This window comes from Azorhizobium sp. AG788, assembly GCF_004364705.1.
Lineage (GTDB): Bacteria > Pseudomonadota > Alphaproteobacteria > Rhizobiales > Xanthobacteraceae > Azorhizobium > Azorhizobium caulinodans.
In genome coordinates, this window is the sequence record NZ_SOBM01000010.1 from 33,736 (window position 1) to 55,311 (window position 21,576).

Here is a 21,576-nt window from a genome sequence, read left to right on the forward strand (position 1 = left end):
GCTGACCAAGATGGTGCGAGGCTGATGCGTGCCGTGGCGGGCGCCGGACAAAAGAAAACCCCGGCACTCGGCCGGGGTGGGATCTGGGATCGGACGCTGTCGGTGGAATCGGGTCCGCGCTCAGCGCTCCGCCATCTTGGCGAAGAAGGCGACGATCGGATTGTTCGGCTCCGGCTTGGTGGGCAGGCTCGTCACCACCACCATGCGGGTCACCTCGCCGCGCTTGAAGGCCGCCAGGAACTTTTCATAGTCCCGGAACGATACACAGCCGTTGGAGTCACCGCGCGGGCCGAGCATGTAGGTATGGGCGAGAATGCCGTCGCGGCCATACATGGGCTGGTCGCCCACCGGCTTCATGCGGATGGCCTCGACGCCGTGGAACAGCGCCTCGCGCATCTTCAGCTCATAGATATTGGGCGGGGTCGGGCCGACCATGCGCTTGTGGACGTAGCGCGGGTCGTCGAACATGTCGCCATAGCCCGAATGGGCCTCGAGCTTCTCGCCGTTCGGCATGTAGACGACGCGGCCCTTGATGTCATAGAGCGCGAACTTGTCGCCGGGGCCAGGCAGGAGCGACTTGGCCGCGTCCGCCGGAACCGGCGGGGTGGCGGCGGCCGGGGCACGATTTTCCGGCGCCGGGGTCGCACGGTCGGCCGGCTCTAGTTCCGCGAGCTGGCGGCGGCCCGCCATCAGCGGATTGCGCGTCGGCAGCGGCGGCGCCACGAGCTGCTGGCTGAGTTCCTTGAGCTGCGCCTTGTCGGCCGGCTCGTTGCCGACCCCGCGGGAGGCGAACAGCGGATTGGCGGAGGGCATGGGCATCACGCGGATGTCCTGCACCGTCGGCTCCGGAGTCGGATCGACGGCGGCCATCATCGGGCGGGCGCCGCGGAAGGCGGTGGGCTCGCCAGGAACGGAAGGTGCGAACATCCAGTCGCGCCCGTCGGCCACCGTACCGGACGAGGGAATGGCCTCCACCTCGCCCAGCGCGTGGGACCGGGAGACACGAATCGGGGCCGGAGGGTCCACGAGCGCCGGGGCGCTGGCGGACAGATCGGCGTCGGGCGAGGACACGCCGCGCGCGCCGCCCACAGCCACCATCATCACAGCCGCGGCGACGACGCCGAATCCGACGATGACGCCCGCCTTCAGGATGGGACGAAGCCTGGGCGCTGCCGCAGCCGGCGCCGCATCGTAGTCGTCCTCATCAATCCAGGCCGAATAGGTCATAATGCACGTTACTCGACTGCTTCCGGGACGGTTCACCGGGCTACGCCCCTGCCGCACATGCAGAGAGCCTCACGCGCCCGATCCCGTCACGCCAGGATTGGCTGATTACCCCGGACCCTGCGTGCAACTACACCGGGTCTCGGTAAATAATTCGAAAACCCCCGCGCCCCGCCGTCACCTCCGCGAGCCCAACCACGCATCACGAGCATTGCGCCCGCTGGCTGCCCCTAGGCTTGCACCGGCATGCTACATGAGGCGACCGGCTTGGTTAACCCTTAAATTTCCCGCCACCATCCGCCCCTTGAAGCAGCGGAAGATGGCGAAAAAACAACACGTTGCAACCAAAGGGCCGGCCTCTGCCGCAGCGGCGGCGGCATGCTCCCGCCCGCTGCGACATTGAAGCCCACCGCGCCGGGTCAGCCCTTGTCGCGGGCCGCCAGGGCGGCCGGAAGGCCCTTGAAGGAAATTTCCAGCGCCACCGGCTGCTGGTTGCGGTCCAGGAATTCGAGCTTCGCGGGACCGGCATTCGTGTTCAGCGCCGCCACGTCGTCCGCCGAAAGATCGGCGTCGGCGATGCAGGCTCGGATGCAGAACTTGTAGGGCATGGCGATGGTGCGCGGCTTGTCGCCGGGCAGCACGAAGCGGGCGCCATTGGGCAGCCACACGCCGACGGGAAGCTGCACCACGATGCGCATGGGCGCTTCCTTGGTCAGGCGGCCGAACACCACCTGCGCCCCAAGCTGCTGCTGGGCATTGCCGATCTGCAGCGTCTGGGCCGCCTCGCAGACCTTGGCGCCGCCGACCACCTCGGACCGCTCGCAGCGCACCACCCAGTCGTCATAGGTGGCGGTGGTGCGGGAGGGACCGTCCTCACCCAGTTCCGGCCCCTTGGCCGGAGCGGCGGCGGGAGCAGCCGCGGCCGGCTTGGGGGCCGCCGGCTTGGGCGCGGTCTGCGCCGTCTGCGCAAGGGCCCCCGAGGCAACGATCAGCGCCCCGGCGGCAGCCCCGGCGAGAAGGCCCAGCGGACGGCGCGAAAGAAAGGACAAGAACAACATGGTTCCCCCGAAACACAATGATGAGCGTCCTGATAGCCTCCCGCACCCGCGCTGCCAATCGCCAAGAACTGACCTAATTTGGTTTGATCCAGCCTGAGCTGTGCACTCGTACCCTCGCAAAGCGGGCGCGCCCCGCCTACATTGCACAGCAACATCCGTCCCCGTCGGGACTTCAGGTCCGGAACGATCCATGCCCGCCTTGCCGCCCTCCGCCTCGCCCGCCGGGACCCGCGCGTGACCGCGCCCGCCGCCACCGCCGGCCACTCCCCCTCCGAGGGCTATCGCGCGGGCATGCGCCATCTGGCGGGCGCCGTGAGCGTGCTCACCGTGGGCGAGGGCGACAGCCGAACCGGCCTCACCGCCTCTTCGCTCACCTCCTTCGCGGTGGACCCGCCGACCCTGCTCATCTGCATCAACAAGGCCTCGTCCGTGCGCGCGGAGCTACTGGCGCGCAAGGTTTTCGCCGTGAATGTCCTGGCGGAGGGCCAGCGCCGCGTGGCGGAGACCTTCGCCGGCATGACCGGCCTGCACGGGGCGGCCCGATTCGAGGGCACGCCCTGGTCGGTGATGGAGACGGGGGCGCCGGTGATCGACGACGCGCTCGTCGCCTTCGACTGCCGGCTCGACGAGATCATCGAGCGCCATTCTCACATGATTGTGCTCGGCCGTGTGCTGGCGACGCGCGTCGACGATGCGGCGCGCCCCCTCCTCTACTGGCACCGGGACTTCCGCACCCTCGCCCGCTGAGTCGCTGCGGCGGCCCAAGGCAGATGGACAAACAAAAAGGCGGGCCCCGAAGGACCCGCCTTTTGCTTTCCCGAACGACCAGCCCGCAGCTCAGGCGGCGGAGCCGATCCAGCTCGCGAGCTTAGCCTTGGCGGCGGCGCCCACCTGACGGGAGGCGATCTTGCCATCCTTGAACAGGAGCAGGGTGGGGATGGACATGATGCCGTACTTGGACGCCGTCACCGGGTTCTCGTCCACGTTCAGCTTCACGATCTTCACCTTGTCTCCAAGCTCGCCGGAGAGCTCGTCGAGCACCGGGGCGACCATGCGGCAGGGGCCGCACCACTCGGCCCAGAAGTCCACGACCACCGGGGTGGAGGACTGGAGCACGTCGGCATCGAAGCTCTGATCGGATACTTTTTCGACGGCCATGAGCGTATACCTCGTAGGGATTTCACAAGCGATCCACTGGATCTTGGGCTCAACGTAAGAAGCCCCTCCCCTCTCCGTCAAGGCGCGTCACGGCGGCGTGACGCGGTGTCCCCCGACGGTTCGGCAAGCCGTTCGGCCAGCCGCTCCCGCAAGCGCGCCTCCGGCAGCACATGGATGCGTGGCCCGCGCGTATAGACGAGATGCGCCTCCACCGTGCGGCCGGGGAAGGCGCGGGCGAGCACGGCGGCATAGAGCGCGAGCTGGCCCACATAGCCCTCGCCAATGCGGTCAAGGCTTTGCGGCGGCACGCGGTCGGTCTTGAAGTCGGCCAGAATCAGCCGGTCGCCCGTCACCGCCAGCCGGTCGAGGCGGCCGTTCACCGTGACGAGCCGTCCGTCGGCAGCGGTGAGGCGGCCCACCACCGGCACTTCCGCAAGGCTGTGGGGGCCGAACAGACCCGCGAGCGGCGCATGGGTGAGAACGCCCATCACCTCGGCCATCACCTCGGCCCGGTGATGGGGCGCCACCTGCTCAGCCACATGGTCCAGCAGACGCTCGCCCGCCGCCTCCCGCTGGTCCTCCGGCAAGGCGCCGAGGCCGGCGAGCAGGCGATGCACCAGATCGCCCCGCACGCGCGGATCAAGGCTGCCGTCCGCCGGCGGCCGGAAGCTGGCGGCCGCACTGCGCGAGGGCCGGATGGCCTCGGTGGAGACGAGGACCGGCGGCAGGTCCTCCAGCCGCGCCGGTCGTGGCGGGGGCGGCGCGACGGGCGCGGAGAGCGTGCCTTCCGCTGGCGCCAGCGTGCGGCCGGACTTGCGCCAGCGCAGCACCTCGCCCTCCCACCCCATAGCGGGGACAGGCTCGGCCTCCTCGATCAGGGCCGCATGGACCAGCTCATACCAGCAGCCGGCAGGCCGGGCGTGGGTCTTGTCCTTGGCAGCGGCGCGGGTCTCGGCGCCGCAGACGATGAGGGCGTCCTCGGCACGGGTGAGCGCCACATAAAGCAGACGGCGATACTCCTCCAGCTCCCGCGCGGTGACGGCGGCGCGGGCGGCGGCAAGGCTCGGCGGGTCTTCCGGCTTGCGGGGCGCGAGCACGGGCACGGTCGCGCCATCGGCGGTGGGCACATGCAGCAGGCCACCGGAGGTACGGGCCTTGGGCAGGTCCACCGTGTCCGCGAGGATGACAATGGGCGCTTCCAGCCCTTTGGCGCCGTGCACGGTCATCACCCGCACCTCGTCGCGCCCGCTCTCCATGTCGCGCTTGGTCTCGGCGCCGCCCCGCCGCAGGAAGGCGAGGAAGCCCGGCAGCGTCGCCGGCTCCAGGCTCTCATAGGTGCGGGCGAGCGCCATGAATTCGTCCAGCACGTCCGCCGCCTCGGGGCCGAGCCGCGCCAGCATGGCCCGCCGCCCGCCGTCGCGCCCGAGCACACGGGCGTAAAAGTCGAAGGGCCGCAGTTCGCGGGCCTCGCCCCGCCATCGGGACAGGCGTTCCGCGATGGAGCCGTCACCCGTCGCCACCACATCCAGCAGCCGGCCTTCGCGGCGCGGGCACAGGCGCAGGAGATCATCGTCCGTGAGGCCGAACAGCGGGCTCTTGAGCACGCTCGCCAATGCCAGATCATCGTCGGGCGACAATAGCGCATCGCCCAGCGCCATCAGGTCGAGGGCGGCGATATGCTCGGCCACCACCAGGCGGTCGGCGCCCGCCACATCGACGCCGCCGCCCGCTTCCTTCAGCGCGCGGATCACCGCCTCGAACAGCCGCCCGCGCCGGCGCACCAGCACCAGCACGTCCTGCGCCCGCATGGGCCGCCCGCCCCGCGAGGGGATGGCGAGCCTTTGCGCGATGCCCGTGCGCACGAAGGAGGCGATGCGCTCGGCGAGCCTGCTCACCGGATCGTCGCCGGCGATCTCGTCCAGCGGGCGGCGCCAGTCATCCACCTTCACCTTGGCGGCGGGGACGACGGTCGGCCACAGCTCCACCAGCGAGGGCGCGTCGGCCCGGATGGCGGCGTGGGGCGGGGCCACATTGTCGATGGTGAGGCCGGCGCTCGCCTCAGCGCGCTGGAAGATGGCGTCCACCGCCTCAAGCACGCCGGGGGCAGAGCGGAAGGAATGGGGCAGGCTCACCTGCCGGAAATCCTCCTGCCCCGCCTCCCGCTGGAAGGCGAGGCGCATGTCGCCGAAGGCGCGCGGATCGGCGCCCTGGAAGGAGAAGATGGACTGCTTCTCGTCGCCAACCACGAACAGGGTTCGCTTCACCCCCTCGCGCGCGCCCTCGCCGGAGAAGAAGTCGGAGACAAGGCCGCGCACCACGCGCCACTGCTCGGGGCTGGTGTCCTGCGCCTCGTCCACCAGCACATGGTCGATGCCGCGATCGAGCTTGTAGTGCACGAAGGAGGCGGGCACGCGCCCCAGCATCTCGGCGGTGCGGTCGATGAGGTCGTCGAAATCGAGCAGGCCGCGCGCCGCCTTCTCGGCGGTGTAGCGGCGGCAGGCTTCCGCGCCCAGCGCCAGCGCCGCCTCGGTGCGCTCCAGCGCGCGGGCGGCCCGCAGGGTCTGGGTAAGGGCCACCAGCCGGTCGCGCTCGGCCTCCAGCTTTTCAGCAATGTGCGGGAAGCCGTCGCGCAGGCCCTTGGTCAGGAGATCCTTGTCGCTGCGCGGATCGCCATCGGCCTTGAAGAAGAGGTCGCGGAAGGCGGCAAGGCGCTCGGCCTCGTCCTTCGCCTCGATGGCGGCGCGCAAGGCGCTCGCGCGCTTGCGGTCATTGGCCTTGTCGGAGGTGAGATAGACGGCCTCGATGTCCGGCCAGTGGGCCTGCGGCAGATGCGGGCTCTCCAGCATCTCGCGCTCGATGTCAGCCGCCGTGGTGCCCGGCGCGACCCCGAGCACCGCCGCGACGCGGGCGCGCCGCTCCTCCTCCCCGCCACCCAGAGCGGCGATGGTGGCGCGCGCGGCGATGGCGGCTTCCAGCAGATCGTCAATGCCGCCGTCCGACATCTCCTCCATCAGGCGTGCCAGCGCACGGCCGAGGGTGGAGGACGGCGCACGGGCGGCTTCCACCACGAGGTCGGCGCGGATGCGGGCCATCAGCTCCATGCGGCCCACGTCATCCAGCTCGCGGAAGCCGGCGGCGACGCCCGCCTCGAACGGGAAGCGGTGCAGCAGACCGCCGCAGAAGGCGTGGATGGTCTGGATCTTGAGGCCGCCCGGCGTTTCCAGCGCGGCTGCGAACAGGCGCCGCGCCTGAATGCGCAAGCCGGGCGTGGGCGGCATCCCATCCATGCGCATCAATTCGGCATCAAGCGCCGCATCATCCAGCGCGGCCCAGCGGCTCAGGATCTTCAGCACGCGGTTCGCCATATTGGCCGCCGCCGCCTTGGTATAGGTCAGACACAGGATGCGGCCCGGCGGCGTGCCCTGAAGCAGCAGGCGGATGACGCGCTGGGCGAGCACGTGGGTCTTGCCCGAGCCCGCATTGGCGGACACCCAGGCGGAAATCTGCGGCGAGGCGGCAACGCCCTGCCGGCGGGAGGCTTCCGCCTTGGCGGCGGAATCGGAGCGGGCTTCGCTCGCCTGATGCGCGCTCATTCCCCGCCCTCCTCGGCGCCCAGCGCCCATTCGCGCACGCGGGCGAGATGATCATAAGGCCCGAACCGCCCGCGCCACTGCGGGGCGGCGAGCGCGCGATAGCCCTGCTCCTCATTCTCGAAGGCGAGCAGCAGTTCCCTCAGCCGCTCCAGCGCATCCTCGGCCATGGCCATGGCGCTGGACTTCTCGTCCACGCCCGGCTTCTCCCGGCCCGCCACCGCGCCGCCCTTCAGTTCCACATAGAGGAAGTTGGCAACATTCGCGGCCGGCACATCCCGGAAGCCGCCCCGCGCCGCCATGGCGGCCTCCAGCGGCAGCTGGGGGGAGAAGGTCGCGCCCTGCTTGGCGGAGGGGGCGGTGCCGGTCTTGTAGTCGAGGATGTTCAATTCGCCATCGGTGCGGATCTCGATGCGGTCGGCCCGGCCGGTGAGCTGGAAATCGGAATGCAGGAGGCGGATCGGTAGGCCGCCGCCCGTCTCCGCCACCACACGCTTCAGGCTGGCGCGGCGCTCACGCTCGAACTCCACCACGAAGGCCGCCACCCGCTCGAAACGCGCCCACCAGATGGCGTGCTCGGCGGGAAACACTTCCAGCTTCTCGAAGGCGCGCCGGCCATAGGCGAGCAACTGCGCATGGGCGTCGGGCGGCAGGTCTTCCGGATAGTCCTTGGCGAAGGCGCCCAGCGCATCATGCAGCGCGCTGCCCCGCTCCGCCCCGCCCGGCGCGGCGTCGAGCGCCTCCAGCGGCTGGAGGGCGAGGACGTGGCGGGCGAAGATGGAATAGGGGTCGCGCAGGAAGGTCTCCACCTCCGTGACGCTGAGCTTCTTCGGCCGCAATTCGCGCGGGGGCTTCGGCGCCGGCTGGGCGGCGCGGGGCACGCGAGGGCCGTCATCGAGCCGCGCCGCCGCCTGCCGCCAGGCTTCGCCGCGCGCGATGGCCGCCTGCCAGAGGTCTTCGCCGGCCACCGTGGAGAGGCGCTGGAGGAAACGGGAGGGCACGCTCTGGGTGCCGCCCACCTTGTCCGGATAGGTCAGCACCACCTCGCGGGCGCCGAAGGCCTGTGCAAAGTCATGGGCGGCGAGGCCGATGCGGCGCTCCGGCTGGTCGAGGCCCAGTTCCGCCCGCATGGGGCGGCTGAGCCATGGGTCCGTGCGGGTCTCGGGAGGCCATGAGCCCTCCACCAGCCCGCCCAGCACCACCCGGTCCACCGCCACGAGGCGGGCTTCCAGCGGCCCAAGGATTCGGATGCGCTCCTCGCCCCTCTGGCGCGGGCGCACGACCCGATCCGCCAGCAGAGCGGAGATGGCGTCAGCATAGGCGGCGAGCGTCATGGCCGGGCCAGCGGGCGCGCCATCGCGAATGTCGATCAGGGCTTCCGCGAGCGAGGCCCATGCCGGCTCCTCCGCATCGGGATCGAGCGGAGCGGTCAGGCTTTCGATGGTGGTGATGTGCGCGGCCACGAGGTCCGCGAGCGGCACCTTGCCCGCCTCAGCCAACGCCGAGAGCGGTTCCAGCGCCGTGACCAGCCGCGCCACGAGGTCAGCCGCCAGCGCCTGACGGTCCTCGCCCACCCGCCGACGCGGGTCGCGCTCATGGACCTTGGCCGCATCGAAGGCCGCCACCGCCGCCGCCAGCCCCGCCGCGCCGGAGCGGGGACGCGGGCCGCGCAGGGCGATCAGCTCCAGCGCCGCCACCGCTTCCGCCAGAACCTCGGGCGCGAGATCGAGCGAGAGGCCGGGCTGGGAGAGAAGCGCGAACAGCGGCACCGGCGCGCAGCCTTCGGCCACCGTCTTCGCCACGAGGCGGGCGAGACGGGCCGGCTGGGTCTCGCCCAGCGGCACGCCGGCGGAATCGTCGATGGCGATGCCGAAGCGCTCAAGCTCGGCGGCCACGCGCCGGGCGAGGTCGCGGTCATGGGTCACGAGGGCGGCGCGCATGTCCGGCTTGGTCAGCGCATCGCGCAGTTCCAGCGCCACGGCGAGGGCCTCCTCGCGCGGGTCCAGCGCCTTCACCACCCGCACCTCGGCAAGCGCCTGCGCCCGCACCGCGTCCGGCAGGCGTTCGGAGAGCGTGGCCCATTGCTCGGCCGTCTCGGACTGTCGTAGCGCCTCGCTCAGCAGCGCCTCGCGGCCCCAGGGGGCGGGCGTGGCGAGCGTGGTCACATCCCGCCGCTCCAACCCGAGGGTGCCGAGGAGCTTCGCGAGGCCGAATTGTGGATGGTCCGGCGCGCTGGTGGCGTCGGCGGTCAGAAGCTGGAAGGCCGTTTCCTCCATGTGGAGGTCGAGGCCCGGCAGCACCACTGCGCCCTGCGGCAGGCTGGCGATGGCTTTCAGGAGCCGTGCCGTGGTGGGGAGCGAGCCGGTGGAGCCGGCGGCGATCACCGGGCCGGCGCCCGCGCCCAGCGCGGCAAGACGGCGTTCCTCCGCCCCCACCAGCGCATCGCGCCGCTCGGCGGGGTCCACGAGGCCCATTTCCTCCAGATGCGCGCCCCACGCCTGACGGGCGATGCGCAGGAACTGGAGGCTGATCTCGAAATAGGCGTCGTGCTCTTCCGGCACGAGATCGTCGAGCCGCGACCATGCGATGCCGGCCGTGGTCATCTGGTCGAACAGCCGGCCCAGTTCATCCGCCAGCGCCATGGTGGCGGCGGGACCGGCGGCGACCATCGCCTGCCCCTCGCCTTCCGCCAGCGCATCCCGCCAGCGCGCGACGAGGCCGGCGAGCGCGATGCGCCGGTGCACGCCCGCCACCGCCTGCGGCGGTGCGAGCAAGGCGGCCTCCTCGGAGAAGGCCAGCGCATCCTCATCCACATCGCCCAGGGGCACGATGCGCGGCAGCAGCACAGCCTCGCCCCCCACCGCCTCCAGCATGGCATCGGCAAACAGGCGTCCGGCGCGGCGGGTGGGCAGATAGATTGTGGCGGAGGCAAGCGCCAGCGGATCGCCACGCGGCGCAAAGCCCGGCACGAGGTGGCCGTCGAGCAGCGCGTGAGCGAGCGTCTTCAGGAAGGGCGCGGAGGAGGGAATGGTGAAAACGCGGCTCATGTCTTCCCCTCGCCTCAGGCGTCCTCGGGGCGGCGGGCCTCAAACGAATCCCCCGCGCAGTGGAGCGCCCGTTTTACGCCCCCTCCCGCCCTCCTGCGCAAGGGTGCGGGGAAGACGGAACACCTCCACCCAAAGCGCCACAGTCCCTCTCCCGCGTGCGGGTCGGGCTTTGGCCGGGCGCCGGCTCAGAGAGCGCACCCGGCTGGAGACAGCGAGCGGGAACCGCCGGCCCGCTCAGTCGCTCGAGCGGCGGATGGCTTCTTCGGCGGCGGGAATGGCGTCGGGCGTGCCCACATGCATCCACACGCCTTCGAGCCGCAGGCCATAGAGGCGGCGGGCTTCGATGGATTTGGCGAAGACCTTGGTCAGCGAGAAGCCGCCCTCGGGCGTGCCCTCGAACAGGTCCGGCTTGAGCACGCAGGCGCCCGCATAGACGAAGGGCGCCACGAGACGCTCGCCGCGCCAGTCGAGAACGCCGTTCGGATCCATGAGGAAATCCCCCGCCCCGTCATAGCCGACCGAGGTGGCTGCGCCCGCCACCAGAAGCAGGGCGTCCATGGTGGCCGGGTCGAAGCGGGCCATGAGCCGCTTCAGGTTCGGCTGCACGCCCTCGATCCAGATGGTGTCGGCATTGATGGCGAGGAAAGGCTCGCCATGGAAGAAATGCAGCGCCTTGCGGATGCCGCCGCCGGTTTCCAGCAATTGCCCGCGCTCGTCGGAGATGTGGATGCGCGGCGGCGCCGTGCGCAGCGCCAGATGCTGTTCCAGCTGGTCGGCATGGTGGTGGACGTTCACCACCGCCTCGCGAATGTCGGAGGCCTCCAGGCGGTCGAGCACATGGTCGATCAGCGCGCGGCCGTCCACCTCCACCAGCGGCTTCGGCCGGTGGTCGGTCAAGGGGCGCATGCGGGTGCCCATGCCTGCCGCAAGCACCATGGCGCGCGAAATCGTGGTCACGTCTGGAATTCCCTCGATGGCAACACGGCCTCGTACCACATCCTCAACGATCCGAGTTCGGGATGGGAGAGGCACCGGGCGAGATACCGCCTAATACGCGGAAGGTGACGCAAATATTGCGGCTTGCCGTCGCGGGCGTTCAGGCGGGCGAAAATGCCCAGAATCTTGGTGGCCCGCTGCGCGCCCATGAGCGCGTAGAGATGCTCGAAGCGCGTGGCGTCGAAGGTCGGCTCCGCTTCCTGCCGGATGTCGATGTAATGGTCGAGGAGATCGACCTCCAGCGTCTCGGGCACGTCCACGCGGGCATCCTGCGCCAGCGAGGCGACGTCATAGGCGGCCGGTCCCAGCACCGCGTCCTGGAAGTCGATGAGGCCCACCTTGCCGAGGCCGCGGCGGTGATCCATCCAGATCAGGTTCGGCGAGTGATAGTCGCGCAGCACCCAGGTCTGCGGCTCGTGCAGCACGGTCGAGAGCGCGCCGCGCCACAGCAGCAGGAATTCGTCCCGCACCACCTGATCGGCCTGCGCGCCCCGGAACGGCAGGTACCAGTCGAGCATCAGCTCCACTTCGATCAGGAAGGCTTCGATCGTGTAAGTGGGCAGCACATATTCCACCTGCGGGGCGATGTGCAGCACGCTCGGCAGCGGACGGGAATGCAGGTTCGCCAGCAGCTCCATGGAGGCGGCATAGCGCTCGCGGATGGGCTCGGGCGGATTGCCCGCCACCACGCCGTCGGAGCCCAGATCCTCCAGGATGAGCAGCCCCCGGTCGAGATCGGCCGCATAGATTTCCGGCGCCGAGAAGCCCTCGTGGCGCAGGGCCTTGGCCATGGCGATGAAGGGGCGCACGTCCTCGGCCAGATGCACCAGACGGCTGTAGGGCAGCCCCCGCTTCACCGGCGGCCCGTCCGGTCGGCGCGGCGCGTTCATCAGCACGGCGGATCGGTCCGGCAGGACGAGGCGGGCATAGGAGCGGCTGGAGGCATCGCCCTGGAGATAGCGCCGCTCGGCCTTGCCGAAGCCGCTGCTTTCGATGAGATATTCCGCGACGTTCAGGCGGTCGAGTCGCTCGGCGAAGGCGCCGGAGCCGACCAGCAGGGCGCGGCGCGCATCCGGCCCGAGGTCGGGCGCCAGTTCCAGCGCGACATCGAGCCGGGAGGCTGGCATGTGGGAGCCGGCACGGTCCGGCCATTCGACGATGAGGATGCCGTCCTCGCACATCTCGTCCCAGCCGATCTCGTCCAGTTCCTCCGGATCGGCAAGGCGATAGAGGTCGGCATGGGTCACCTTCCCCCGGCCGAACTCATAGGTGATGACAAGGGAGAAGGTCGGGCTCGGCACCTCGAGGCGCGGATCGCCCGCAAGCGCCCGCACCAGAAAGCGGGCGAGCGCCGTCTTGCCGGCCCCGAGGTCCCCGGACAGGGCGACCACGTCGCCATTGGACAGCCAGGGCGTGAGGGTGGCGGCGAGCTGAGCCGTATCGGCCAGCGTCCGCAGTTCCACGGCGAGGGTGGCGGGACGGCCGGGCACGCGTTCGAAGGACAGGCTCATGCGGCGGCCTCATGCCGTCGCTGATCCAACGGGAAGACGCAGATGGCAAGGGTGCCGCCGCCTGGCGCGGGCTTCAGCGTCACGGTGCCGCCGTGCAGTTCCATGAAGGAGCGCACGATGGAGAGGCCGAGCCCCACGCCCCGCCGCTTGCCGCCCGCGCTCTCGAAGCGCTGGAACAGCTGCTCCACCGTCGCCGGATCGATGCCGGGGCCGTGGTCGCGCACGGTCAGCACCAGCGCATCCCGCAGCCGGTCCGCCCGCAGGGTAACGGCGGAGCCGGGAGGCTCCACGGCAATGGCGTTGGAGAGGAGGTTGAAGAGGATCTGCCGCACCCGCCGCCCGTCGGCGATGAAGGTACCGGGCTCGCCCGACCATTCCAGCTCCAGCCTCACGCCGGCGCTCTCCAGCAGATCGCGCACGGAATCGGCCGCGGCTTCCAGTGTCGCAGTCACGTCCACAGCGTCGAGGTCGAGGGCCATGGCGCCGGCATCGATGGTGGCGAGGTCCAGAATGTCGTCGATGAGTTCGCGCAGGGCGTCCGCCGACTGGTTCACATGGGTCATGAACTCGCGCTGGCGCGGGTTCATCTCGCCCGCCACGCCCTCGGCCAGCATGTGGGCATAGCCGATGAGAGAATTGAGCGGTGTGCGCAGGTGATAGGAGACGTGGCCGACGAAGGCGTTCTTCAGCACATCGGCGGCTTCCAGTGCCTCGTTGCGCTCGATGAGGGCGCGCTCCACCTTCACGCTGTCCGTCACATCGCGGAAGGTGACCATGGTGCCGCCATCCGGCAGCGGCTGGGCGGCGCCGTCCAGCACCCGCTTGTCGGCGGTCTCCAGCCGGAGCGTCTCGCCTTCGCGGTGGTCAAGGGCGGTGATGACGTTGCGGATGCGCGCCCAGGCGCCGCTCTCGCCATGCTTGGGTCGGCACATGGCGGCCACCGCATCGATATGCGGGCGCTCGCCCAGCGCCTGCGCGCTCAGGGACCACAGGCGCAGGAAGGCCTGATTGTAGAGCCGCAGACGCCCGTCCGAGCCGAACACGGCGACCGCTTCCGCAAGCCCGTCCAGCGTCTCGCCCTGGATGCGGATGAGGCTGTTGTAGCGGCCTTCCAGCGCCATGTGCTCGGACATGTCGTCGAACAGGAAGGTCACGCCGCCCTCGGCGGTGGGCGCGGCAACCACGCGCAGCATCTGCCCGCCGGGCAGGTGCCACCAGTCGTTCATGGGCTCGAGGCCGCGATAGGATTCCCGCAACTGCTCGCGCCAGGCGCGGAAATCCGCCTGCTCGGGCACCTTGCGGGCCGCGCGCAGGCGCTCCAGCACTTCGCTCTGGCTCGGGCGCTGGTCGAGAAAGGCCGGCTCCAGATCAAACAGGCGCTCATAGGCCGTGTTGTGGAAGTCCACCCGGTCGTCGGGGCCGAAGATGACGACGGCGGTGTTGAGCTGATCCAGCGTACGCCGATGGGCGGCGAGGCTGCGCTCATGCTCGACGCGGGCGGCCTCCTGGTCGGTCACATCGATGGCCACGCCCGCCGCACCATAGAGCCCGGCCGCTTCCACCACGTCCAGCAGGCGGCGCTTGCCACCGGCCACCACGCGCACGCGGGCGGCATAAGGCTGCCCCTGACGGTGGGCGGCCTCGGCTGCCTCCCGCGCGGCCTGATCGAGCAGTTCCGAACGCTCCGCGCCTTCGGGCGCGCCGCAGGCCACCGCCTTCTCGAAGGCCGCGTTGACGGCCTCCAGCGTGCCATCCGGACTGCGCCACCACATGGGCACGGGGGCGCCGTCGAAGATGGCGCGCAGGGCCTGCGCCTGCGTCGAGGCGCCGACGCCTTCCCCGGCAGCGGGCTCGCCGGCCGCGATGACCCGGAGGCCGGCCACGCCACGCCCCTCGATCTGAAGCGGTGCGGCGGCGCGGTCGCGCGTCAGAATGCGGAAGGGCGTGCCCTCGCGTACCAGCGCGGCGAGGGGGCCTTCCAGCGCGGCAACGGCCTCGACGCCCACCCAGGCGACGAGGCCGTTGGCAAGCGCATGGGCGTCGGCCGTATCGGAAAAGGCGCTGGCGGCATCGCCGAAGGATTCCAGCCGGCCGCCGTCGCGCCACAGGATGAAGCCGCGGGCGCTGCCGGCCGCGAGCGCGCGCAGGGCCTGCACGTCGGCCCGCAAGGCCTGCGCCCGCTCGGACAGGTGCCGCTCGGCCCGGCTGCGCCGCGTGCGCGCCCGGACGGCATAGATCCCGGCCGCCAGGGCCATGAGCGAGGCGCCCGCCGCCAGCGTTGCGAGAGCGCCAGACGATGGTAGTGCCTCCAGCGGCCCGGCATGGGCGGGCACGGCGGAGGACAGCACGGCCGCCGCCGGCACGAAGCGGGCCAGCACACGCGCCAGAGGGCGGTCGGAAAGGGCAAGGATCATGCGGCGGGGAAGACAGGAAGGGACACGGGAAACGGGGCGATCCTGATCGCGGCCGACGCCATCCGCGTCCGGCGCGCCGAAGGTCCGGCTTCGCTCAGCCATTCGCCCCCGCATCCTTCCGTTCGCCAGAGCGCCCTTTGGGAGCGCCGCGCCGCTACTGCGAATCAAGGGTGTCATCCTAGTCGAGGCTCCCCGGCCATAGAAGCCGGAGCCTCACCCGCATAGGGCCGCGATGCTTAAGGGTCCGTTAACCCTGTGCCCCGCCAAGGCTTTGCGCGGAAGGCCCCGGCAGCATTGTCGGTGGACAGAGCGCGAACTAGGTCCCGCCGCCGATTCGGACACCCTTTGATCTCCCGCCGTTCCCCTGGCCCTTCGCCGACGTCCCGATTCGGGACGGGGGCCCCCAATAACAAAACGCCTCCCCCGCCGGTGGGCGGGAGAGGCGCGGCAGAACGCGGGACGAAGAGAGGATCAGAGACCCTCGAACAGCGCCGTCGAGAGGTAGCGCTCGGCGAAGGAGGGCACGATCACCACGATGTTCTTGCCTTCATTCTCCTTGCGGGCGCCGATCTCCAGCGCCGCGGCCACCGCCGCACCCGAGGAGATGCCGCCGGGGATGCCCTCATAGCGGGCAAGCGCGCGGGCGGTGTCGAAGGCGGTCTGATTGCCCACCGTCACCACCTCGTCGATGATCGAACGGTCGAGCACGTCCGGCACAAAGCCGGCGCCGATGCCCTGGATCTTGTGCGGGCCGGGCTGGCCGCCGGAGAGCACCGGGCTGTCCTCGGGCTCCACCGCCACCATGCGCAGGGAGGCCTTGCGGGGCTTCAGCACCTGGCCGATGCCGGTGATGGTGCCGCCGGTGCCGACGCCGGAGACGACGAGATCGACCGCGCCGTCCGTGTCGTTCCAGATCTCCTCCGCCGTGGTGGCGCGGTGGACGGCGGGATTCGCCTTGTTCTTGAACTGCTGCGGCATCACCGACTTGGGGATTTCCTTGAGCAGTTCCTCGGCGCGGGTGACGGCGCCGCGCATGCCGAGATTGGCAGGCGTCAGCACCAGCTCGGCGCCCAGCAGGGCCAGCATCTTGCGGCGCTCCACCGACATGCTCTCGGGCATGACGAGGATGAGGCGCAGGCCACGGGCGGCGGCGACGAAGGCGAGCGCGATGCCGGTGTTGCCGGAGGTGGGCTCCACCAGCACGGTGTCGGGGTCGAGCTGGCCAGCCTCGGCGATGGCATCGACCATGGCGACGCCGATGCGGTCCTTTACGCTGGCGATGGGATTGAAGAACTCGAGCTTGGCCAGGATGTTGGCCTTCACGCCGCGCAGCTCGGGCAGCCGGTGCAGGCGCACCAGCGGCGTGTTGCCGACGGTCTCGGTGATGGAATCATAGACACGGCCCCGGCCCGGACGCGGGGCGGCAGAGGCGGCTTTGGCAGCGGACGTCGCCATTGGACGGTCTCCTCAGGGATTGGACGGCGCGCGGCGCCCGTCGGACGTATGGGTTGAACGATCAGATGATGAAATCGATGCGGTCGTTCTCGATGCCATGACCCTTCTGGTCCGCCGCGCGGCAGAGATCCTCCAGGGTCACGGTGTCGAGCGCGGTGTCGAAGGTCTGCTCGGCAGCGGCAACGGCGGGCTGCACCACTTCCGTCACCAGCGGCGGGAGGATGATTTCCTTCTCCTCCTCGGCGCCCTCCACCACGCGGACGATCTCCGCCACGGAGACCCGGCGGCGCTCGCGCGCCAGCTCATAGCCGCCGCGCGGCCCGCGCACGCCCTTCAGCACGCCCGCATGGACGAGGGCCTGCAGCACCGGCTCCAGCCGCCGGGGCGGCAGGCCGTGACGGGCAGCGAGGGACTTGGCGGCCACCGGCGTTCCACGGGCGTGAACGGCGACATCGACGACGGCGGCGATGGCGAGAAGACTCTTGTCGGACAAACGCGGCATGGGGCTGTGGCTATCCCGGTTAGGGCGTCCGGTCGAGCCCAGTCGAGCCAAAACCACCGACGCCGCGTGCAGTTTCGCCCAAATTTCCAGTTTCCACCAGCGTTATTTGTTGAACTCCCGTAATCACCATCTGTGCGATGCGCATTCCACGGGAAACCGTGAAGGGTTCGCGTCCGTGGTTGATGAGGATGACGCCGACCTCGCCACGATAGTCGGCATCGATGGTGCCCGGCGCGTTGAGCACGGTGACGCCGAACTTGAGCGCCAGGCCGGAGCGGGGGCGCACCTGCGCCTCCATGCCCTCGGGCAATTCGAGGGCCAGCCCAGTGGGGACCAACGCCCAGGCACCGGGGGCAATCACGAACGGCACCTCGGCCGGCACGGCGGCCATGAGGTCCATGCCCGCCGAGGCGGCCGTGGCATATTCGGGCAAAGGCAGGTCCATGCCATGCGGCAGGCGGACCACGGGCACGTCAAGGCGCGTCGCGCTCATCTGTCATCCTCGGATGCAAGGCGGCGCGGCCGCCGGAAGGGTGGGTCACGGTCCGGGCTTGGGTCCCGGAGCGGGCGGGGTTGGCGGGTGTGCCCGACCTCTGCAAGGTCGGACTTGGGGCGGGCGGCATTACCCCCTCCCCAGCCCTCTCCCGCAAGGGGGGAGGGAGTTATCCGCTCGGAAGGCAGGGCTCCGCCTGGAACCACCTGAAAGCCCTCCCCCCTTGCGGGAGCGGTTGGGAGGGGGGTAGAACGGCCGCCGCAAGAGCGCCGCTTCCAACCCCGCAGAAAGATTCAGGCCACGCCCACGTGGAGCAGGTCGTGGATGTGGATGGCGCCCACCGGGCGGCCGTCCTCCACCACCATGAGGGCGGTGATCTTCGCCGTGTTGAGCAGCCGCAGGGCTTCGGAGACCATCTGATCCGGCCGGATGGTCTTCGGGCTGCGGCTCATGATGGCGTCCACCGGCCGGGACGGCAGGTCGTTCGCCATGTGGCGGCGCAGGTCGCCATCGGTCACGATCCCGGCCAGCCGGCCATCGCCATCGAGCACGGCGACGCAGCCGAGGCCCTTGGCGCTCATCTCCACCAGCACCTCGCCCATGAGCGCGCCCGACCGGGCGAGCGGCAGCGCCTCGCCGGCGCGCATCACGTCGCGCACGAACTTGAGGTTGGCGCCCAGCTTGCCGCCGGGGTGGAAGGTGCGGAAATCCTTGGCGGTGAAGCCACGGCTCTCCAGCAAGGCGACGGCCAGCGCATCGCCCATGGCGAGCTGCATCAGCGTCGAGGTGGTGGGCGCAAGGCCGAGCGGGCAGGCTTCCGGCGACAGCGGCAGGGCCAGCACCACGCGGGCGGCGCGGGCGAGCGCGCTCTCGCGATTGGAAGTGATGGCGATGAGCGGCACGTCGAAGCGCAGCGCATAGTCCACGATGTCGCGCAGTTCCGCCGTCTCGCCGGACCAGGACAGGCCGATGATGACGTCTTCCGGCGCCACCATGCCGAGGTCGCCGTGGCTCGCCTCGGCGGGATGGACGTAATGGGCCGGGGTACCGGTGGAGGCCAGCGTCGCGGCGATCTTGCGCGCCACATGCCCGCTCTTGCCCATGCCGGTGACGATCACCCGACCCTTGGCCCCGAGGATGGTCGCGACCGCCGCCTCGAACGCCTCGCCGAGGCCGTTGCCCACGGCGGCGATCAGCGCGGCAAGGCCCGCCGCCTCGGTCTCAAGGGTGGACAGAGCGGAGGCGATGGCCGGGGAACGGGTCTCGGTCACGGATGTGTCGACTTTCGTCGAGGAAGCGCCAGTCATGGCGAGGCCATAGCACTGTTCGCCGGCCAAGGGGAGTTTCCGGCCCGACATATCCCCCCGGCGCAGGCGGAGGGCCTTGTCGCCTCACTCGGCGGCGGCCGACGCCTGTCCCTCATATTTCTCAAGGAAGCCTTCCACGGGCAGCGCGCGGAAATCCTCCAGCGCGGCGCGCAGCGACCCATGGTCCCAGTCCCACCAGGCGAGCGCCTGAAGGCGTTCCGCAATGGTCTCGGGAAAGCGCCATTTCACGATGCGCGCCGGCACACCGGCCACGATGGCATAGGGCGGCACGTCCTTCGTGACGACAGCGCCCGCAGCCACCACGGCACCGGTTCCGATGGTGCGGCCGGGCAGGATGACGGCGCCATGTCCGACCCAGATGTCATGACCGAGCGTCACGCCATGGTCACGCCGCCACTGGAAGAAGTCCGGCTCGTCCTGGGCATCGTCGAAATAGGTGGAGGCGCGATAGGTGAAATGGGACTGGCTGGCCCGCCACATGGGGTGGTTGCCGGGATTGATGCGCGTCAGCGCCGCGATGGAGCAGAACTTGCCCACCTGCGTGTAGGCCATGTCGCTGTCATGCTCGATGTAGGAATAGTCCCCCATCGCCACTTCCAGCAGCTTCACCCGCGCGCCCACCTCCGTATAGCGGCCGAGGCTTGAGTCCTTCACGCTGGCGGTGGGGTCGATGAGAGGGGCGAGGCCGAGCTTCTTCATGACAGTCCTGTCTCCGGAGGCGGCGGAAAATGCGACGCCCCGATGACAGCCGTACGACGGTCCGACGGCCCGGGCGGACTGCCGCCACGTTCGCGCCTCGAAGCCCGGCTCAGGCGCCCAGCGGCGCGCGGTGGAGAATGCGGAAGCGCATGCCCGGCGCCTCCTGCACATAGAGCGCCGCATCCTCCACCTTGACGGGCAGGTGCGCCCCGCTGGCCGCATAAGCGTCACACAGCGCCTGCGTGGCCCGGCCCAGCGCCGGCTCCGCCAGAGCGGAGGAGAGTGTCATGTGGAAGCGGAATTCCTCCCGCACATAAGGGTAGCCGTAGCGGTGCAGATAGGCGAGCTGGCGCGCCGAGAGGCGCTCCGGCTTGCGGCGGGCGATCTCCGCTTCGCTGAGCGGCGCCCGCAAGGCGTCCAGTTCCTCCGCCGCATCCGCCGCCAGATCCTCCAGCGCCGGGACCGGCGCCGGCGGCACGAGGGCGATGAAGGTGCCGATCTGGCGGACCTCCAGCGGCGGCAGCTCGAAGGGGTGATGCCCGGCCGCAAAGCGCGCGAGCGCGGCGAAGAGGTCGGTCTCGTCCGCGCCCTCCGCCAACCGGAAGGGCGCCTTCAGCGTGCCGTGGAAGCCGTAGCGGCGGGGCTCGTGGGTCTGCTCGAACCATTCCTCCGCCGTGAAGCCGGCAAGGGCGGGCGGGGCGATGTCCTCGCCCGTCTCGGCATCATAGCCGACCACGGACGAGCCGAAGCGCCACAAAGGGCTGTCGGGGGGCGGCGCGAGATAGATGGCATAGCGAACGGACACGCTGCGGCTCCCCGGACAAAGGCGTCGTTTCTGCTTAACGGCCGGCCGGGCCGGAGGGAAGGCAGGCAGCCTCAGAACACCCGGGCGCCTTCCACCTGCACCTCGCGCACCACCGGCGTCGGGCCGACGATGCGGAAGCGCAGGAGGTCCGCCCGGAGCCCCGGCGCGAGGCGGCCGCGATCGGAGAGGCCCGCAAGGTCCGCCGGGCGGGCGGTCACAAGGGCGAGAGCCCGCGGCAGGCTCACGCCGTCCTGCGAGAGCTTCACCGCCGCCTGCAGCATGCTGGCCGGCACGTAATCGGAAGCGAGCGCATCGAGCAGGCCCGCCGCCACCAGATCCTTCATGGCGACGCCGCCCGAATGGGAGCCGCCGCGCACCACGTTGGGCGCCCCGCCGATGGTGGTGAGCCCCTCCGCATGGGCGGCATGGGCCGCTTCCTGCGTGGTGGGGAACTCGGAAATGGTGCAGCCGGCGGCCTTGGCGTCGGCCACATGCTCGGGCGTCGTGTCGTCATGGCTCGCCAGCGCCACGCCCGCGTCGCGCAGCAGCGCCGCCAGCCGGTCGAAATTGGCCGCCACCGCCGCCTGTCCGCGGGCCGTGCGCTCGGCAAGTTCCCGCTCCACATCCTCGGTGGTCTTGCCGATGCCGAGCAGATAGGTGCGCAACTGGTCCACATTGCGCCACTGCCGGGCACCCGGCGTGTGGTCCATGAGCGAGGCAAGGCCGAGACGGCCCCGGTTCAGCTCGGGCTCGGCCAGTTCCAGCAGGCCTGGGTCGGTGAGTTCGCAGCGCAGGTGGATGTGGTGGTCGGCCCGGAAATAGGGTGCGCCCTCCTCCACCGCATCCAGCATGATGGTGAAGAGTTCCTTCCGCGCGGACTTGGTCTGGTCGAAGCCGCCAGCGCAGATGGCGTCGAACACGGTGGTGATGCCCGCCGCCACCGTCTGCCCGTCATGGGCGAGCGCCGCCGCCCGCGCGTCCGGCCAGATGACCTTCGGCCGCGGCACGAAATGATTCTCCAACGCGTCCGTGTGCAGATCGATGAGGCCGGGGGCGAGATAGTCGCCCGCGCAATCCACCGCACCCGAGAGGGACGAGCGCCCCTCTTCCACCGCCGCGATGCGCCCGTCCCGCACCACCAGCGTGCCGTCGATCACCTCATCCTCGAGCACGAGCCGGGCATTGGTGAAGACGGTTTCCATGGGGCGGACCTTTCGGGCTGGGCGGGGAGCGGCACGCGGAGCCGGCCTCGTGTCATGCCTTCATGACGGGCCGGTGACACTTGGAGGGCGATCC

Annotated in this window: 16 protein-coding genes; 1 reads left to right on the top strand and 15 read right to left on the bottom strand. The window is 70.4% G+C overall.

Going from position 1 to position 21,576, the window contains the following annotated elements; translation table 11 throughout:
• Positions 1–120 precede the first annotated feature (120 nt).
• Both DFO45_RS22610 and DFO45_RS22615 read right to left on the bottom strand, forming a co-directional pair.
• Positions 121–1,227 carry a DUF2778 domain-containing protein gene (locus DFO45_RS22610; protein ID WP_052285846.1) on the bottom strand — a complete coding sequence of 369 codons (1,107 nt, stop codon included), beginning with the start codon at positions 1,225–1,227 and terminating at the stop codon, positions 121–123.
• A 416-nt stretch (positions 1,228–1,643) separates the two neighbouring features.
• The gene (locus tag DFO45_RS22615; protein ID WP_012169248.1) at positions 1,644–2,273 is read right to left on the bottom strand and encodes an invasion associated locus B family protein; all 630 of its coding nucleotides are present in this window, start codon (positions 2,271–2,273) and stop codon (positions 1,644–1,646) included.
• Between the two features lie 243 nt (positions 2,274–2,516).
• On the opposite strand from DFO45_RS22615, the gene DFO45_RS22620 reads away from it, so the two are divergent.
• Positions 2,517–3,029 (top strand): flavin reductase family protein, encoded by a 513-nt coding sequence (locus DFO45_RS22620; RefSeq protein WP_245518231.1) that lies wholly within the window; start codon positions 2,517–2,519, stop codon positions 3,027–3,029.
• A gap of 90 nt (positions 3,030–3,119) precedes the next feature.
• On the opposite strand, the gene trxA is transcribed toward DFO45_RS22620, so the two are convergent.
• The 13 genes from trxA to DFO45_RS22685 form a co-directional block, all read right to left on the bottom strand.
• Complete coding sequence (gene trxA, locus DFO45_RS22625) at positions 3,120–3,440, bottom strand: thioredoxin (RefSeq protein ID WP_012169246.1); 321 nt, start codon at positions 3,438–3,440, stop codon at positions 3,120–3,122.
• Positions 3,441–3,517: 77 nt separating this feature from the next.
• Positions 3,518–7,033 carry a double-strand break repair helicase AddA gene (gene addA, locus DFO45_RS22630; protein ID WP_166657232.1) on the bottom strand — a complete coding sequence of 1,172 codons (3,516 nt, stop codon included), beginning with the start codon at positions 7,031–7,033 and terminating at the stop codon, positions 3,518–3,520.
• A complete protein-coding gene (addB, locus tag DFO45_RS22635) occupies positions 7,030–10,077 on the bottom strand; it encodes a double-strand break repair protein AddB (protein WP_133866645.1) in 3,048 nt (1,015 codons plus the stop codon). The genes addA and addB overlap by 4 nt, the downstream gene beginning before the upstream one ends.
• Before the next feature lie 234 nt (positions 10,078–10,311).
• A complete protein-coding gene (locus DFO45_RS22640; RefSeq protein ID WP_012169243.1) occupies positions 10,312–11,013 on the bottom strand; it encodes a nucleotidyltransferase family protein in 702 nt (233 codons plus the stop codon).
• Positions 11,014–11,030: 17 nt separating this feature from the next.
• Positions 11,031–12,584, bottom strand: a complete 1,554-nt coding sequence (gene tsaE, locus DFO45_RS22645) for a tRNA (adenosine(37)-N6)-threonylcarbamoyltransferase complex ATPase subunit type 1 TsaE (RefSeq protein ID WP_133866646.1) — start codon at positions 12,582–12,584, stop codon at positions 11,031–11,033.
• Positions 12,581–15,100 (bottom strand): PAS domain-containing sensor histidine kinase, encoded by a 2,520-nt coding sequence (locus tag DFO45_RS22650; RefSeq protein WP_133866647.1) that lies wholly within the window; start codon positions 15,098–15,100, stop codon positions 12,581–12,583. Before DFO45_RS22650 ends, tsaE begins: the two co-directional genes overlap by 4 nt.
• Positions 15,101–15,469: 369 nt before the next feature.
• Complete coding sequence (gene cysK / locus DFO45_RS22655; protein ID WP_012169240.1) at positions 15,470–16,453, bottom strand: cysteine synthase A; 984 nt, start codon at positions 16,451–16,453, stop codon at positions 15,470–15,472.
• Positions 16,454–16,514: 61 nt separating this feature from the next.
• Complete coding sequence (locus DFO45_RS22660; RefSeq protein WP_012169239.1) at positions 16,515–16,955, bottom strand: Rrf2 family transcriptional regulator; 441 nt, start codon at positions 16,953–16,955, stop codon at positions 16,515–16,517.
• 19 nt (positions 16,956–16,974) lie between these two features.
• Complete coding sequence (gene dut, locus DFO45_RS22665) at positions 16,975–17,448, bottom strand: dUTP diphosphatase (RefSeq protein ID WP_133866648.1); 474 nt, start codon at positions 17,446–17,448, stop codon at positions 16,975–16,977.
• Positions 17,449–17,741: 293 nt separating this feature from the next.
• Positions 17,742–18,755, bottom strand: coding sequence for a KpsF/GutQ family sugar-phosphate isomerase (locus DFO45_RS22670; RefSeq protein ID WP_133866697.1), 1,014 nt, complete (start codon positions 18,753–18,755; stop codon positions 17,742–17,744).
• 84 nt (positions 18,756–18,839) lie between these two features.
• Positions 18,840–19,475 carry a chloramphenicol acetyltransferase gene (locus tag DFO45_RS22675; protein ID WP_133866649.1) on the bottom strand — a complete coding sequence of 212 codons (636 nt, stop codon included), beginning with the start codon at positions 19,473–19,475 and terminating at the stop codon, positions 18,840–18,842.
• Positions 19,476–19,584: 109 nt separating this feature from the next.
• Positions 19,585–20,280, bottom strand: a complete 696-nt coding sequence (locus DFO45_RS22680; RefSeq protein ID WP_245518232.1) for a DUF1045 domain-containing protein — start codon at positions 20,278–20,280, stop codon at positions 19,585–19,587.
• A gap of 71 nt (positions 20,281–20,351) precedes the next feature.
• Positions 20,352–21,482 carry an alpha-D-ribose 1-methylphosphonate 5-triphosphate diphosphatase gene (locus tag DFO45_RS22685; protein WP_133866651.1) on the bottom strand — a complete coding sequence of 377 codons (1,131 nt, stop codon included), beginning with the start codon at positions 21,480–21,482 and terminating at the stop codon, positions 20,352–20,354.
• Between the last annotated feature and the right edge of the window lie 94 nt (positions 21,483–21,576).